This is a genomic window from Microbacterium gorillae, from assembly GCF_000826185.2.
Classification (GTDB): domain Bacteria; phylum Actinomycetota; class Actinomycetes; order Actinomycetales; family Microbacteriaceae; genus Microbacterium; species Microbacterium gorillae.
The window spans coordinates 59,445-74,085 of sequence record NZ_LN648871.1 but is presented as its reverse complement, the minus strand read 5'-3'; the positions used below and the strand labels follow the sequence as shown (position 1 = coordinate 74,085).

14 protein-coding genes are annotated in these 14,641 nt (G+C 68.9%); 6 read left to right on the top strand and 8 right to left on the bottom strand.

Annotated features, from left to right (window positions below):
* Together efeO and efeU are read right to left on the bottom strand one after the other, a co-directional pair.
* Positions 1–1,233 carry an iron uptake system protein EfeO gene (gene efeO / locus BN1193_RS01350; protein WP_040163379.1) on the bottom strand — a complete coding sequence of 411 codons (1,233 nt, stop codon included), beginning with the start codon at positions 1,231–1,233 and terminating at the stop codon, positions 1–3.
* Positions 1,230–2,177 (bottom strand): iron uptake transporter permease EfeU, encoded by a 948-nt coding sequence (gene efeU / locus BN1193_RS01345; protein WP_040163376.1) that lies wholly within the window; start codon positions 2,175–2,177, stop codon positions 1,230–1,232. Before efeU ends, efeO begins: the two co-directional genes overlap by 4 nt.
* A 198-nt stretch (positions 2,178–2,375) precedes the next feature.
* Here efeU and BN1193_RS01340 point away from each other — a divergent pair, with 198 nt between their 5' ends.
* Positions 2,376–3,386, top strand: coding sequence for an isopenicillin N synthase family dioxygenase (locus BN1193_RS01340; RefSeq protein ID WP_040163374.1), 1,011 nt, complete (start codon positions 2,376–2,378; stop codon positions 3,384–3,386).
* Here BN1193_RS01340 and BN1193_RS01335 read toward each other — a convergent pair.
* Positions 3,296–4,177: an SGNH/GDSL hydrolase family protein gene (locus BN1193_RS01335; protein ID WP_094770209.1), complete on the bottom strand. Its 882-nt coding sequence runs from the start codon at positions 4,175–4,177 to the stop codon at positions 3,296–3,298. The genes BN1193_RS01340 and BN1193_RS01335 overlap by 91 nt on opposite strands.
* 113 nt (positions 4,178–4,290) lie before the next feature.
* Between BN1193_RS01335 and rraA the strand changes: the two genes are divergently transcribed.
* Positions 4,291–4,758 carry a ribonuclease E activity regulator RraA gene (gene rraA, locus BN1193_RS01330; RefSeq protein WP_040163371.1) on the top strand — a complete coding sequence of 156 codons (468 nt, stop codon included), beginning with the start codon at positions 4,291–4,293 and terminating at the stop codon, positions 4,756–4,758.
* 87 nt (positions 4,759–4,845) lie between these two features.
* On the opposite strand, the gene rpsO is transcribed toward rraA, so the two are convergent.
* Positions 4,846–5,115 carry a 30S ribosomal protein S15 gene (rpsO, locus tag BN1193_RS01325; RefSeq protein ID WP_040163368.1) on the bottom strand — a complete coding sequence of 90 codons (270 nt, stop codon included), beginning with the start codon at positions 5,113–5,115 and terminating at the stop codon, positions 4,846–4,848.
* A 175-nt stretch (positions 5,116–5,290) separates the two neighbouring features.
* Here rpsO and BN1193_RS01320 point away from each other — a divergent pair, with 175 nt between their 5' ends.
* The 3 genes from BN1193_RS01320 to BN1193_RS01310 are packed head-to-tail and all read left to right on the top strand — an operon-like array spanning position 5,291 to position 9,224.
* On the top strand, positions 5,291–6,406 hold the full coding sequence (locus tag BN1193_RS01320) for an LOG family protein (protein WP_040163365.1): 1,116 nt from the start codon (positions 5,291–5,293) through the stop codon (positions 6,404–6,406).
* Positions 6,407–6,447: 41 nt separating this feature from the next.
* On the top strand, positions 6,448–7,884 hold the full coding sequence (locus BN1193_RS01315) for a UTP--glucose-1-phosphate uridylyltransferase (protein ID WP_094770208.1): 1,437 nt from the start codon (positions 6,448–6,450) through the stop codon (positions 7,882–7,884).
* Positions 7,885–7,928: 44 nt separating this feature from the next.
* Positions 7,929–9,224: an MFS transporter gene (locus tag BN1193_RS01310; protein ID WP_094770207.1), complete on the top strand. Its 1,296-nt coding sequence runs from the start codon at positions 7,929–7,931 to the stop codon at positions 9,222–9,224.
* Between the two features lie 51 nt (positions 9,225–9,275).
* Here BN1193_RS01310 and BN1193_RS01305 read toward each other — a convergent pair whose 3' ends face one another.
* Both BN1193_RS01305 and BN1193_RS01300 read right to left on the bottom strand, forming a co-directional pair.
* The gene (locus BN1193_RS01305) at positions 9,276–9,644 is read right to left on the bottom strand and encodes an FKBP-type peptidyl-prolyl cis-trans isomerase (protein ID WP_040163362.1); all 369 of its coding nucleotides are present in this window, start codon (positions 9,642–9,644) and stop codon (positions 9,276–9,278) included.
* A 178-nt stretch (positions 9,645–9,822) separates the two neighbouring features.
* On the bottom strand, positions 9,823–11,178 hold the full coding sequence (locus tag BN1193_RS01300) for a PrsW family intramembrane metalloprotease (RefSeq protein WP_094770206.1): 1,356 nt from the start codon (positions 11,176–11,178) through the stop codon (positions 9,823–9,825).
* A gap of 88 nt (positions 11,179–11,266) precedes the next feature.
* Here BN1193_RS01300 and BN1193_RS01295 point away from each other — a divergent pair, with 88 nt between their 5' ends.
* The gene (locus BN1193_RS01295; protein WP_040163359.1) at positions 11,267–12,130 is read left to right on the top strand and encodes a fumarylacetoacetate hydrolase family protein; all 864 of its coding nucleotides are present in this window, start codon (positions 11,267–11,269) and stop codon (positions 12,128–12,130) included.
* Positions 12,131–12,177: 47 nt separating this feature from the next.
* Here the strand turns inward: BN1193_RS01295 and BN1193_RS01290 are convergent, their stop codons facing one another.
* A complete protein-coding gene (locus tag BN1193_RS01290; RefSeq protein WP_040163357.1) occupies positions 12,178–13,653 on the bottom strand; it encodes an aspartate ammonia-lyase in 1,476 nt (491 codons plus the stop codon).
* A 62-nt stretch (positions 13,654–13,715) separates the two neighbouring features.
* Positions 13,716–14,621: a phosphodiesterase gene (locus tag BN1193_RS01285; protein ID WP_094770205.1), complete on the bottom strand. Its 906-nt coding sequence runs from the start codon at positions 14,619–14,621 to the stop codon at positions 13,716–13,718.
* Positions 14,622–14,641 lie beyond the last annotated feature (20 nt).

The window sequence follows — 14,641 nt, the reverse complement described above, 5'->3', positions numbered from 1 at the left end:
TCACTCCAGAATGGTCGAGGTGAGCTTGGAGAGCGGCTCCGCGAGGGCGTTGACCTCTTCGGTCAGCGTCTTGCGGTCGGCGTCGGTCAGCTCGGTGTAGGAGACGAAGCCCTTGTCCAGCGATCCGTAGTTCGCCAGCGCCTTCTCCAGGTTCGCATATCCGGTGGAGATCTCGGACACGAGCTTCTTCGCGTCCGCGCCCTTGGAATCGGCGTAGTCCTGGACCAGCGAGAAGGCCATCTTCGAGCCCTCCACGTTCGCGGCGAAGTCGTACAGGTCGGTGTGGCTCCACCAGTCCTCTTCACCGGTGATCTTGCCCTTGGCGACCTCGTCGAGGAGACCGATCGCACCGTTGGAGATGCTGCCGATGCCCTGCTCCTCCAGCCCTGCGGCGAACTCGTCGCTGTGCACGTGGTCGTACAGTTCCTGCACGTCAGCGATCAGCTTCGCGCCGAAGGCCTTGCGCTCCTCCGGGGTCGAGGGCGTCCAGTCCTTCGAGGCGTTCTCACCGTCGGAGTTCAGGGCGTCCTTCGCCGGCGGCCACAGGTCCTTCTCGATGCGGTGGAAGCCGGTCCAGTCCAGACCCTCCGCCACGGCGTCGACCTCGCGGTAGTCGATGCGCGGGTCCAGGGTGCCGAGCGCCTCGGCGACCGGCTCGATCCGCTCGTAGAACACGCGCGTCGAGGCGAACAGCGACCGCGCCTTCTCATCGTCACCGGACTCGTAGGCGGTGACGAATTCGTTGACCGCCGGAACCAGCTGCGAGACCTGGTCCTTCACGAATGCCGCGTACAGGTCCACGGCCTTCTTCATCTGCTCGGCGTCGTCGCCGGTGGCGGCGATCTTCTCGCCGGAGACGGTGAACGCGGTCTTGCCGACGCCGTCACCGATCATGCCCGGTTTGCACACCGTGAAGTACGACCCCGGCTGGGCCTGCACGGTGAGGGTGCGGGAAGAACCGGGAGCGATGTTCTCGACCTCACCGACGATGCGAAGTCCGTCGTCCGCGAGCAGGTAGAACTCGTTGACCTTGCTCGAGTCGTTCTTGATCGAGAACGTCAGGGTGCCGCTGGTGGCGCTGTCACCGGAGACGGTGCAGGCATCGTCCGTTCCGGTGACGGACAGGGCGCCGGCTCCGGTGGCGTCGGCTTTGGCCACACACCCGGTCAGGGCGAGCGCAGCGAGGGAGATACCGGCGGCCGCGGCGAGAGCGCGGGGTCGGAACGGGGTCATCGGATTCCTTCCGGGGCGGGGACGGCGGCCCCGATGGCCGTCGCCTTCTTCTGCGCCGGGCGCGCAGCACGCACCCGACGGACGAAAATGGTGCCGACGATGACGATGTACAGCGCCCAGGCGATCACCTGGAGCCATGTCATGACGGGCATGAAACCGATCGTCGCCTGGCCGAGTGTGGCCAGCGTGCCGCCCGGAGCGACGGCGGCGGACACGTCGAACGCGTATCCAAACGGGAAGCCGGCCCACCCGGTCGCGATGCCGCCGACGGCGGCCGCTCCCCCTGCGGCGGCCGGGGCGAGATAGCCCCACGGGCCGGGCAGCACGCCCGCCTCCTGCAGATCATGCATCGCGTACGCGAGCACGCCGGCCGCGACGACGACGAGGATTCCACCGGTCCAGGTGAAGAAGCGACCGAGGTTGAGCTTGACGATGCCGCGCGAGAGCAGCGCACCGGCCGTGATCGAGATGGCGAACCCGATGACCGCGCCGACCAGCGCTGTCGGCGCAGAGCCGGCGGACTGCACGACCGACCACAGGATGAGCGTGGTCTCGATGCCCTCGCGCGCCACGGAGATGAAGCCGAGGACGACGATGCCCCACATGCCCCCGGACGCCAGCGCCCGGTCCACCCCGCCGTGCAGCTCCTTCTTGAGGTTGCGTGCGGTCTTCTGCATCCAGAAGATCATCCAGGTGACGAATCCGACGGCCACCAGCGACAGCGTCCCGCCGATGATCTCCTGCGCCTGGAAGGTCAGCTCGTAGGCGCCGAAGGTGAGCACCGCACCGATGCCGAGGGAGAGAGCGACGGCGAGTCCGACGCCGATCCACAGCCGCGGCAGCACATCGCGGCGACCCAGACGGGACAGGTACGCGACGAGAATGCCGACGATGAGTGCGGCTTCGAGACCTTCACGCAGGCCGATGAGCAGGGAGCCGAGCAACCGAGGAACTTCCGACGAACGGGCAGTCGGCAGGGGCACGGCTGCACCCGAAACGGGCGTAACTAAGGTACGCCTTACCTTGGTCTGATGACAAGTCGAGTATCCCCGACCGGCCGGACGGCACCGTGTGTCCCCCGGTGACGTCACGCGAGGTCACAGTCGTTCCGCTCGCACCGCGCCGCCCGTAGATTCGCCGCCATGACCGAGTTCTCGCTGCCCGTGCTGGACCTGTCCGACCTCGACGCCGGGCCGGACGCCGCCGCACGTTTCCGCGACGCCCTGCGCACCGCGACCCACGAGGTCGGCTTCTTCTACCTCGTCGGTACCGGAGTCACCCCGGACCTCGAGGCGCGCCTGCTGGCCGGGGCCCACGCGCTGTTCGCCCTCCCGGACGCGGACAAGTTCGCGATCGAGAACGTCCGCAGCCCCCACTTCCGCGGTTACACGCGCATCGGCGGCGAACGCACGCAGGGCAAGGTGGACTGGCGCGAGCAGATCGACATCGGCCCGGAGCGCGCGGCCATCACCGACCCCGCCGCCCCGCCCTACGCCCGACTGATCGGACCCAACCTCTGGCCCGAGGCACTGCCGGAGCTGCGCGAGGTCGTGACGGCCTGGCAGGAGCACCTGTCCGGCGTCGCCCGGAAGCTGCTGCGCGCCTGGGCGCTGGCCCTCGGCGCGGAGGAGAACTACTTCGATCGCCACTTCGGCGAGCCCTCCACGCTGACGAAGATCGTCCGTTATCCGGGCACGGAGGACCCGACTCCGCAGCAGGGTGTCGGCGCGCACAAGGACTCGGGCGTGCTGACGCTGCTCTGGGTGGAACCGGGCAAGGGCGGACTCCAGGTGCGCCGCGACGGCGAGTGGGTCGACGCTCCCCCGGTGCCGGGTGCGTTCGTGGTGAACATCGGCGAACTGCTGGAGTACGCCACCGGCGGTTACCTGACCGCCACCGACCACCGCGTCATCTCTCCACGGTTCCCGGACGAGCGCATCTCGGTGCCCTTCTTCTTCAACCCCGCCCTCGATGCCCGACTGCCGATCATCGAGCTGCCCGCCGAACTCGCCGAGCGCGCCCGCGGAGTGACGCAGGATCCGAACAACCCGATCCACGCGCTCTACGGCGAGAACGCCCTGAAGTCCCGCCTGCGCGCGCACCCGGACGTCGCCGCCATCCACCACCCCGACCTGGTCGCCACTCCGGCCTGATCTCCCGCCCGGGAGCGGAGCGCCACGACGACGGCGGGCAGAAGTGCGGCGGTCGTCTGGCGATAGCCCGCGGCCGAGGGGTGGAAGCGGTCGATGCTGAACATCTCGTCCGGGTCGGATCGGAACCGGCGACCCACCGCGCGCCGCAGATCCACCGGCACGGCCCCGGCCCGGAGAGCCGCGCGGCGCTGCGCCCCGGCGAGCACGCGCGAAAGAGTTCCGGCGAGGCGGCGCAGCGGTTGAGGCACCGGACGCAGTGCGCCGAGGTCCGGGCATGTCCCCACGACCACCGCGGCACCCCGATCCCGGAGCGCATCGACCGCCGCCCGCAGATGCGCCGCGGACGTGGCCGGCGGCACGCGATGCGTGACGTCGTTGCCACCCACGACGATGACCGCCACGTCCGGCCGGTACCCCGCCGGAAGCGACGACAGCTGCACGGACAGGTCGGATGACTCCGCACCGACGACGGCGGCGGTGCGCAACCGCACCGGATGCGTGATCGCCCGCGCGAGCCCCTTGGCCAAGCGCCCGCCCAGCGTCTGCTTCGGCCGACTCGCGCCGAGTCCGGCGGCCAGGGAGTCGCCCAGCAGCACGAGCTCGACCGGGGGGCCGGGCAGCTTCGGGCGCCAGACCCGGTCCGCATCGACGGCGTCCTCCCCGAGCGGCTTGCCGATGCGTCGCCGGGCGATCGCCGCCTGGCGCCGCAGCCCGCGACGCGCACCGAGCGCGACCGCACCGACGCCGGCGGCGCCGATGGCGAACACCGCGAGTCGACCCACGTAGCTCATGCCCCTCACTCCAGCCATCGCCGATGAACGGGCGGTGACGGCGGAGTTCACCGGAGGCGTCCGGCGGCCGGGAATCACCCGACACGTACGCTGGCACCGACGAAGGGACACGCATGACGATCAGCACCGCCGACCTGTACGACGAGCACGGAGAGGATCTGCAGTCACTCTCGCTGCAGCTGCGCGACTGCGGCGGACGGACGCGATTCGCCGGCGAGATCCGCACCGTCCGGTGTCACGAGGACAACGCCCTGGTCAAGGCGGTGCTGGCGACGGCCGGGAACGGCGCGGTCCTGGTGGTCGACGGCGGCGGGTCCCTGCAGACCGCGCTGATGGGCGACCTCATCGCCGCCTCGGCGGTCGCCAACGGCTGGGCGGGTGTGGTGATCCACGGCGCCATCCGTGACAGCGTCGCGGTCGCATCCCTCGACCTCGGCGTGAAGGCCCTGGGCACGAACCCGCGCAAGAGCGCGAAGAACGGCGCCGGTGAGACCGACGTCGAGGTCTCCTTCGGGGGCGTCACCTTCCGTCCCGGAGCGCACCTCTACGCCGACGAGGACGGCGTGCTGGTCACGCGCTGACGCGCGTCCGGGAACGGCAAGAGGGCCGCCCCACACCTGGGACGGCCCTCTTCAAGAATGTTCTGCGCGATTGTACGCGGCTGCTGCTTATCGACGCAGGCCGAGACGCTCGATCAGCGAGCGGTAACGGTTGATGTCGACATCCTGGAGGTAACCCAGGAGGCGGCGGCGCTGACCGACGAGCAGGAACAGACCACGACGCGAGTGGTGGTCGTGCTTGTGCTCCTTCAGGTGCTCGGTGAGGTCCTTGATGCGCTGCGACAGCATCGCAACCTGCACCTCGGGGGATCCGGTGTCACCGGGGTGCGTCGCGTACTCTTCGATGATCGCCTTCTTGACGTCTGCTTCCAGTGCCATAGGTGATCCCCTCTCTCGTCATTGCGCGGCGCCCGACACCTGATGTGCGAGCTCTCTTTATCCGCGGCCGATCGAACGGCAACCACACGAGTCTACATCACCTCCAGCCGCACCCGGGACACGGGCGGGGTGCGCGACTAGGGTCGGTTCAGCACCATGGCGAACGGGGACGCGTATGATCCGACAGGTCAGACAGGTCGACACCATCGAGCGGTTCGACCGCCTCATCCCCGCGCATCGCGACCACCCCTCCCTGCGTGGCGTCGTGGTCGACTCGGTCGATCTCACCGACCGTTCCGATGCCCTGCTGCGTTCGCTGGTCTCCGGCGCGATCTTCCTGGGGTGCACCTTCCCGCCCGGTGTGGAAGAACGCCTGCGGGACGCCGGCGCGCTGGTGTTCCCCTCGATCCCGGACGTGCCCTTCGATCCGTACCGCGACGAGGCCTACTCCGCCGACGAGCTGTACGGACAGGGACCCTACGCGTCCGGACTCGACGCCGCCGTCTACGCGTGGTCACGACGTCAGAGCCGTCGGCCCTCGGTGGCCGGTTCTCTGGCGAGCGCCCTGCACGACCATGCCATCACCGCCGCGCTCGATGCGGAGCTCGCCGACACCGCGCCGAACCGGGTGGTCGGCATCATGGGCGGACACGGGGTGGATCGCGGAGAGAAGGCCTACCGCGATGCCGCCGAGCTGGCGCGCACCCTCACCCGGGCCGGACGCACCGTGCTCACCGGCGGGGGCCCCGGCGCGATGGAAGCGGCGAACCTCGGTGCCTACCTCGCGGAGGAATCCGATGACGCCCTCGACGACGCGCTGCGCACGCTCGAGGTGGCCCCCTCCTTCGCACCGGACATCGACGACTGGTCGAACGCCGCGCGCGCGGTGCGGGAGCGATATCCGAACGGCGCGCGCTCGGTCGGGATTCCGACGTGGTTCTACGGGCACGAGCCGCCGAACCAGTTCGCGACCGTCATCGCGAAGTACTTCGCCAATCCGATCCGCGAGGCGACCCTCATCGCACGGTGCGGCGGGGGTACCGTCTTCCTGCCGGGAGCCGCGGGAACCGTGTCCGAGATCTTCGCGGACGCCTGCGAGAACTACTACGCCGAGGGGGCGGACGTCGCCCCGATGGTGCTCGTCGGTGAGGCCCAGTGGACCCGGGATCTCCCCGCCTGGCAGCTGCTGAGCACCCTGGGCCGAGGCCGTCCGATGGCAGACGCCGTGCACCTCGTCGCCGGCGTCGCGGACGTTCCCGCGGCCCTTGACATCGGCGATATGGCGCGTTGACCCGTTTTCGGGCTGATCAGAAATCGCTTACGATCGCAGTCATGACGATGACGGGGCTCGATCAGGCGCGCGCGAAAATGCGTGCAGCCGGAGTGGACGAGGTCGCCACAGCGACGTTCGCCGATCACTACGTCCACCTCCAGCGCGGCGAGACCGGGATGATTCCCGAGTCGAGCATTGAGCCGCTGGAGATGGAATCGCTCAGCGACGTGCGGGTCGACGACGCCGTCGCGGCGGAGGCCATCGGCGCGACCGTGGTCATCAAGCTCAACGGCGGACTGGGCACGTCCATGGGGATGGACAGGGCGAAATCGCTCCTCGAGATCGGGGGCGGGCTGACCTTCCTGGACGTGATCGCCCAGCAGGTGCTGCACCAGCGGGAGCAGTACGGCGCCCGTCTGCCGCTACTGCTGATGAACAGCTTCCGCACCTCCGCGGACAGTCTCGAAGCGCTCGAGCGGTATCCCGATCTGCCGGTCGGCGACCTCCCCCTCGAGTTCCTGCAGAGCAAGGAGCCCAAGCTCCGCGCGGACGACCTGACCCCCGTTGACTGGCCCGCCGACCCGGAACTGGAATGGTGCCCGCCGGGTCACGCCGACATCTACCCGGCCCTGCGCAGCAGCGGCCTGCTGGACCGACTGATCGCGGACGGCTATCGCTATGCGTTCGTGTCGAACTCGGACAATCTCGGCGCGATCCCGGACGCACGAGTGGCCGGCTGGTTCGCCGAATCCGGCGCCCCACTGGCGATTGAAGCCGTCCGTCGCACCGCATCCGATCGCAAGGGCGGGCACTTCGCTCGTCGGCGTTCGGACGGGGCGATCGTGCTGCGCGAGACGGCCCAGACACTGCCGGAGGACCGCGTCGCACTGGCCGACCTCACCCGGCATCAGTACTGCTCGACGAACAACCTCTGGCTCGATCTCGCCGCGTTGCGCGACGTCCTCGACGAGCACGACGGCGTGCTCGGGTTGCCGATGATCGCGAACCACAAGACCGTGGACCCGTCCGATCCGTCCAGCCCTGCCGTCATCCAGCTGGAATCGGCGATGGGCTCGGCGATCGAGGTGTTCCCGAACGCCCGGACGATCGCGGTGGGTCGCGACCGCTTCGTGCCCGTCAAGACCACGGATGACCTGCTCGTCCTGCGCTCCGATGTGTACGCCCTCTCCCCCGAGGCCGCGCTGCACCTCGTCAGCGATGCGGTGCCGTTCGTCGAACTGGACCGCCGGCACTTCCGTCTGATCGACGACTTCGACGAACGCTTCCCGGACGGCGTGCCCTCCCTGCGGGACGCGACCAGTTTCACGGTCATCGGCGACGTGCACTTCGGCGCCGGCGTCCGCGTGCACGGGGCGGCGGTCGTGGACGCGGTTGACGGCACCCGGGTCGCGGAGAACAGCGACCTCGGCGATGCCGCACACTCGTCGGTCACGCCGGATGACGTCGCGACCGACCTCCCCCGCGCCGCCGGGTAGCCTCGAAGGGTGCACTTCCGCCCCCGACACCGCACGGACGCCGCATGAGCGGCGCATTCATCGACCTGCGACCGTTCCGAGCCAGCCCGGCCTTCACGCGAATGTGGATCGGCTCCACCCTGTCCGGTCTCGGCGGTCAGCTGACGATCACGGCCGTCATGCTGCACATGTACCAGCTGACCTCATCGACGTTCGCGGTGTCGATGGTCGCGGTCGCCGGCCTCGTGCCGATGATCATCGCCGGCCTGTACGGCGGAATGCTCGCGGACGCGTTCGACCGCCGCAAGGTCGCCCTGATCGCGGCGTCGGTGACCTTCGTCTCCACCGTGCTGCTGGCCGTTCTGGCGTGGGCGAACGGCGAGACGGTGTGGTGGCTGTACGGGCTGTCGATCGTCAACTCGGCCGCGAATTCGATCGTGATGACCACGCGCAGCGCGATCGTGCCCCGACTCATCCCGCGCGAACTCCTGCCCGCGGCGTCCGCGCTCGGCGGTATCACGATGGGCATCATGGTCATGGCCGGACCGGCGCTGGCCGGCGTGCTGGTCGCGACCACCGGCTACGCGTGGACCTACTCCATCGACGTCGTGCTGATGGTGAGCCTCTTCCTGGGTCTGTGGACACTGCCGTCGCTGAAGCCGGAGGGAGAGATCGTCCGACCCGGCCTGGCGTCACTCAAGGACGGGTGGCGCTTCCTGCGCAACGCCCCGAACATCCGCCTGCAGTACATCCTGGACATCATCGCGATGACGTTCGGTCAGCCCATCACCCTGCTGCCGGCGATCGGGGTGACGCTGCTCGGCGGCGGAGCGGTCACCACCGGCGTGCTCACCGCAGCCGTGGCCGCCGGCGCGTTCCTGTCCAGCCTGTTCTCCGGTCCGGTGGGACGGTACCGCTGGCACGGCCGCGGCATCGAGCGCGCCATCATCGTCTACGGCTGCACGATCGCCGCGTTCGGTCTGATCCTGCTCGCCGCCGCATTCGGTTTCTTCTCCCCCGGCCACGTCGATGCGGACACCCCGAACATCGTGCTCATCGTGCTCGCCAGCATCGTGCTCGCGCTGTCCGGAGCGTCGGACAACGTCAGCGCGATCTACCGATCCACCATGATGCAGTCCGCCGTGCCGGACACCATGCGCGGGCGTCTGCAGGGCATCTTCACCGTGGTCGTCACCGGCGGTCCTCGCCTCGGGGCGCTGTACGCCGGCACGCTCGCGACCATCTCCGCCCTGTGGTTCCCACCCCTGCTCGGCGGAATCATCATCGTGGTGCTGGTCGCCACGCTGGTGCGCCTGTCGCCGCGGTTCCGCGACTACGACGCGCAGCACCCGCAGCCGTGAACGCGGAAGACCCCCGGATCATCGTCCGGGGGTCTTCTGCGCCGGGGTGGTTCAGCCGACCTGGAGCAGGTCGATGATGAAGATCAGGGTCTTGCCACCGAGGAAGTGTCCGCTGCCGGCGGGGCCGTAGGCCAGCTGCGGCGGGATGGTCAGCTCGCGGCGTCCACCGACCTTCATGCCGGGGATTCCCTCCTGCCAGCCCTGGATCAGGCCGCGCAGCGGGAACTGGATGGACTCGCCACGGCCCCACGACGAGTCGAACTCCTCGCCGGAGTCGTACTCGACACCGGCGTAGTGAACCGTGACGGTGTCGCCGGGCTTGGCTTCATCACCGTCGCCGACGATGATGTCGCGGATGACCAGCTCCGACGGAGCGGGACCGGTGGGGGCGTCGAATTCGGGCTTGGTGCGATCAGTCATGAGTCCATTCTGACCGACACCGGCCGGACGTGGGCGCCGACCGCCGCCCGAGGTCTTGACTTCCCCGGGATTGCGTCGCATGCTGAGGGCAGATCAACTGAACGCCCGGAGGACTCGCAGGCATCGCCGCGGCACCGGGCGTTCAGTCTGTCCGCCCCGGCGCGGAACCGCAGGCGCGTCAGCGCGACAGCAGCGCCTGACGTTCGGCGGCGGTGCGCGTGAGCAGCGTCCACTCGTCCTGTCCCGCCTGCGCGTCGCGACCGGAGATCGCGCGCTGCCGCGTCGCCGCGAGCGACGCCGAATCCCGGATGAAGGACTTCATGATGCCACCGCGGTCCCCCGGCAGCGCCTTCGCCCATCGCATCCCGGCCCGTCGCCCGGCGGGCGTAGCGAGCATGTCCACCTCCTGTGGCGTGAACCATCCGGCGGTGGCGTAGTCCCCCAGCCGCGTCCGGGTGAGCTTGGCCTCTTCTCGTCGCAGGATGATGATGCCGACGATGAACAGGAGGAACAGCGGCACCTGCACGACGACGTAGAGCAGGAAGAAGTCGAAGAACATCGGCGAGCCGTTCCAGAACGCGTGCAGCAGCGCCGCGATCAGAACGCCGAGCGCGTACATTCCCCACACGTTGCCGCGACGACCGCGCTGGGCCGCCATGCCGACGAGGAATCCGGTCACCGAGGTGAACATCGCGTGGGCGAACGGCGACATGATCCCGCGCAGGAGGAAGGTGAACGTGATCTGTCCGCCGCCGCCCTCGATCAGGCTGATCGCGAAGTACTGGATGTTCTCCGTGAAGGCGAAACCGGCGGCGATGAGCATCGCGTAGACCACGCCGTCCAGCGGTCCGTCGAACGCTCGACGACCCAGGTAGAAGATGATCACGACCCCGAGACCCTTGATGGCCTCCTCGACCAGGGGCGCCTGCACCACCGTGCTCAGGACGTCGGACAGCTCGTTCTTCGGCACGATGACGAGCAGGAGGAGATCGACCAGCAGGGCGACGACGACACACACGATCGCGCCCCATCCCAGCGCGAACAGCACCAGTGACATCGGTTCCGGTTCCCACCGGTCGATGAGGAACGCGCCGACCAGCACGATCGCGAGCGGGACGAGGGCGACGAAGAACGCGACCGTGGTTGCGGTGGGGCCGAGGAAGACCAGGAAGTAGGCGATCAGGCACAGCAGCAGGATCGCCAGCGGCACGAACAGCCAGATGGCGACGTGGCGGCCCTTCGCCTGTGGGACGGGAAGCGCCGGCTGCGCGAGCGCGGGCGCCGGTGCGGGAGCGGCGTATCGGACCGGCTGGCCATACGGCTGCTGCTGTGGCGGCTGGCCATACGGCTGCTGCTGTGGCGGCTGGCCATACGGCTGCTGCTGGCCATACGGTTGCGGCTGCGGCTGTCCATACGGCTGCTGCGGCTGGCCGTACGGCTGCTGCGGGGTGGAACCGGGCGCTGCGGCGGGATCCGGGCCGTGCTGCGGCGTTCCCCCCGCCGGCCGCTGGTACTGACCAGGCTCGAACGTCATGACATCACCCTAGGTGGTCGATCGGTCGCGCCGCGATCACAATGGCCGCATCGGGCGCCCCCAGGCGCCTCACGGGTAGATTGGAGGCATGCGCTTCGCCCATGTGAATCTGTCGGCGAGCTCGGATCCCACCCTCTGCGTGATCGACGGCGACTTCGCCGTGCCCCTTCCCGAGCTCTACCCGAATGCCCCCACCACTCTCAACGATCTCATCGCCGGTGGCGATGCGGAACTGGATCGCGTCCGCGCGGCGCTGCCGGGCGAGCAGCGCGTTCCGGTCGACGGTCTGACGTTCGCCTCCGCGGTGCAGCAGCCGCCGGTGATCCTCGCGATCGGCCTGAACTACGCCGCGCACTCCAGTGAGCTGGGCCTGAAGACCGACACCGCCCCCACGGTGTTCACGCTCTGGCCGAACTCGCTCACCGGACACGACGCGACCACGAGCTGGCCACGATCGCTCAGCGAGTCCGTCGACTACGAGGCCGAGCTGGGTGTGGTCATGGGCCGCCGGGCGAAGGACGTCACCGAGGCGGAAGCGCTCGATCACGTGTGGGGTTACACCGTGGTCAACGACATCACCGCCCGCAACATCCAGTTCGCCGAGGCGCAGTGGTGCCGTTGCAAGTCCTTCGACGGCTTCACGCCCACCGGGCCGTACATCGTCACCGCCGACGAGGTGCCGAACCCGCAGGACCTGCACATCTGGACCAACATCGACGGCCATCTGGTGCAGGACGGCAACACGGACCAGATGGTGCGGTCGGTCGCCAAACTCGTCGCGCACCTGTCCACATCGATGACGATGCTGCCCGGGACCCTCATCTCCACGGGCAGCCCGGGTGGTGCCGGCTACTCGCGCGACCCGCAGATCTTCCTGCGTGACCGCTCCACCGTCACCGTCGGCATCGATGGCATCGGCGAGCTCACCACGCACTGCCGCATTCTGGACTGAGCTCCCACCGGACGTGACGGACGAGTTCGTCCGTCACGTCCTCACGATCAGGCCGTCGGGGTGTCATCCAGCGAGACGACGTTCTCCGCCGGCTGGATCACCTGGATGAGGCCGGTGGCGGCCTCGAGCCCGGTCAGGCGCGCGGGCGAGATCTGCTTCATGACCTCTTCCCGGCTCATCAGGCCGGCCTCGACCACGAGATCGGCGATGTTGTGTCCGGTCATCAGCGCGGTCTTGGCCAGGGCCGCGGCCGACGCGTACCCGATGAACGGCGTCAGCGCGGTGACCACACCGACGGACGAACCGACCATCGCGCCCAGGCGCTCGGTGTTCGCGGTGATGCCGTCCACGCAGTTCACGCGGAGGGTCCACATCGCCTGACGCATCCACGTGATCGACTGGAAGATCGAGTGCGCCATGACGGGCTCGAACGCGTTCAGCTGCAGCTGACCGGCCTCCACCGCCATCGTGACGGTCATGTCGGCACCCACGACGGAGAACGCGACCTGGTTGACGACCTCGGGGATGACCGGGTTGACCTTGCCCGGCATGATCGAGGAACCCGCCTGGCGGGCCGGGAGGTTGATCTCACCGAGACCGGCCTGCGGACCCGAGGACAGCAGTCGCAGGTCGTTGCAGATCTTCGACAGCTTGATCGCGTTGCGCTTGAGCGAGGACGAGAACGACATGAACGCGCCCGTGTCGGACGTGGACTCGACGAGGTCCGTCGCCGTGGTCACGGGGATTCCGGAGATCTCGCGGAGGTGCCGGACGACCGCTTCCGCATACCCGGGGTGCGCCGTGATGCCGGTGCCGATCGCGGTGGCACCCATGTTCACCTCGGTCAGCAGATGCGCGTTCTCCTGCAGGCGCGTGTAGTCCTCGCCGAGGGTGGTGGCGAAGCCGTGGAACTCCTGCCCGAGCGTCATCGGCACCGCGTCCTGCAGCTGCGTGCGGCCGACCTTGAGGATGTCGTGGAACTCGCCGGATTTGGAAAGGAACGACTTGCGCAGCAGGTCGAGCTCGACCAGCAGGCTGCGCAGGGTCAGCGAGAGCCCGATCTTCACGGCGGTCGGGTAGACGTCGTTCGTGGACTGGCTGCGGTTGGTGTGATCCAGGGGCGAGAGGAAGGCGTAGTCCCCCTTCTCGTGTCCGGCCAGCTCGAGCGCGATGTTGGTGATGACCTCGTTCGCGTTCATGTTCGTGGACGTCCCGGCGCCGCCCTGGATGACACCGACCGTGAACTGGTCGTGGAACTCGCCGTCGATGACCCGCTGCGCGGCCGCATCGATGAGGTCGGCCTTCTCCTGCGACAGCACGCCGATCTCGGCGTTGGCTCGCGCGGAGGCCTGCTTGACCATGGCGAGCGCCGTCACGAGGTCCGGATACACCGAGATCGGACGCTTCGCGATCGGGAAGTTCTCCTGCGCTCGAGCGGTGTGGATGCCCCAGTACGCGTCGGCGGGGATCTCCATCGATCCCAGGGAGTCGGTCTCGGTGCGGGTGCGCATCGTTGCGTCCATATGGCGTGTGTTCCTTGTGGGTCACGGGTGGTTCGGGTGGTGGTGGTCCCAGCGTAGTCCGCTCAGGCGGTGGGCTTGCGCGAGAACCGCTCGAGGCGCTCCTCGGGTGTGAGTGCGGCCATCGTCCGGTACCACTCCGGGGTGAAGGACGGCACGGTCTCGGCTGCCGCGACGGGTACGACGGCGTGCGTGATCGTGTCGTCCCAGACGTGGACGAGGTGGAACGACTGACCCGCGTCCATGCCGTTGATCTCCTCGGTCGGGCGCGCGAGGTCCATCGTGTAGCAGGTGGCCGCGGCCACCGACACCGGGATGCCGGCGAACGTGCCGAACGTCGCGTAATGCAGGTGTCCGGCCAGGATCGCCCGCACGTCGGACCCGCGCAGCACCGCGGCGAGCTCATCCTGGTGCTGCAGTTCGAGGATGTCGAAGAACGGGATGTGACTGGGCAGCGGGGGGTGGTGCAACGCCAGCAGGGTGCCGAGCGGGGCCGGTTCGGCGAGCTGCTCGCGCAGCCAGTCCAGCTGCGCGGCGTCGATGTCGCCGTGGTGCCAGCCGGGGACGGAGGAATCCAGCGCGATCAGGCGCAGGCCGTTCAGGTCGACGACCCTCGTGACCGGGTCCTGGGTCGGCGAGCCGCCGAGGAGGTGCTCGCGGAGGGCCGGCCGCTCGTCATGGTTCCCCGCGACCCAGACCAGCTCACTGCCGAGATCGGCCGCGAGCGGGGTCAGCAGCTCCCGCAGGGTGACGTAGGCCTCCGGCTCACCGAGATCGGTGAGGTCGCCGGTGACGACGATCGCGTCCGGCCGAGGATCGAGCGTGCGGATCCGGGCGATCGCCGCGGTGAGGTTCCGGACGACGTCGAAGTGGTCGCCGAGACGTCGCCCACCGCCCAGGAGGTGTGTGTCGCTCAGGTGGAGGATCACCCGGCGCGCGGGCGCGTGGGATCCGAAGCTCAGCCCCGTCATGGCGGCCAGTCTAGGGGTGC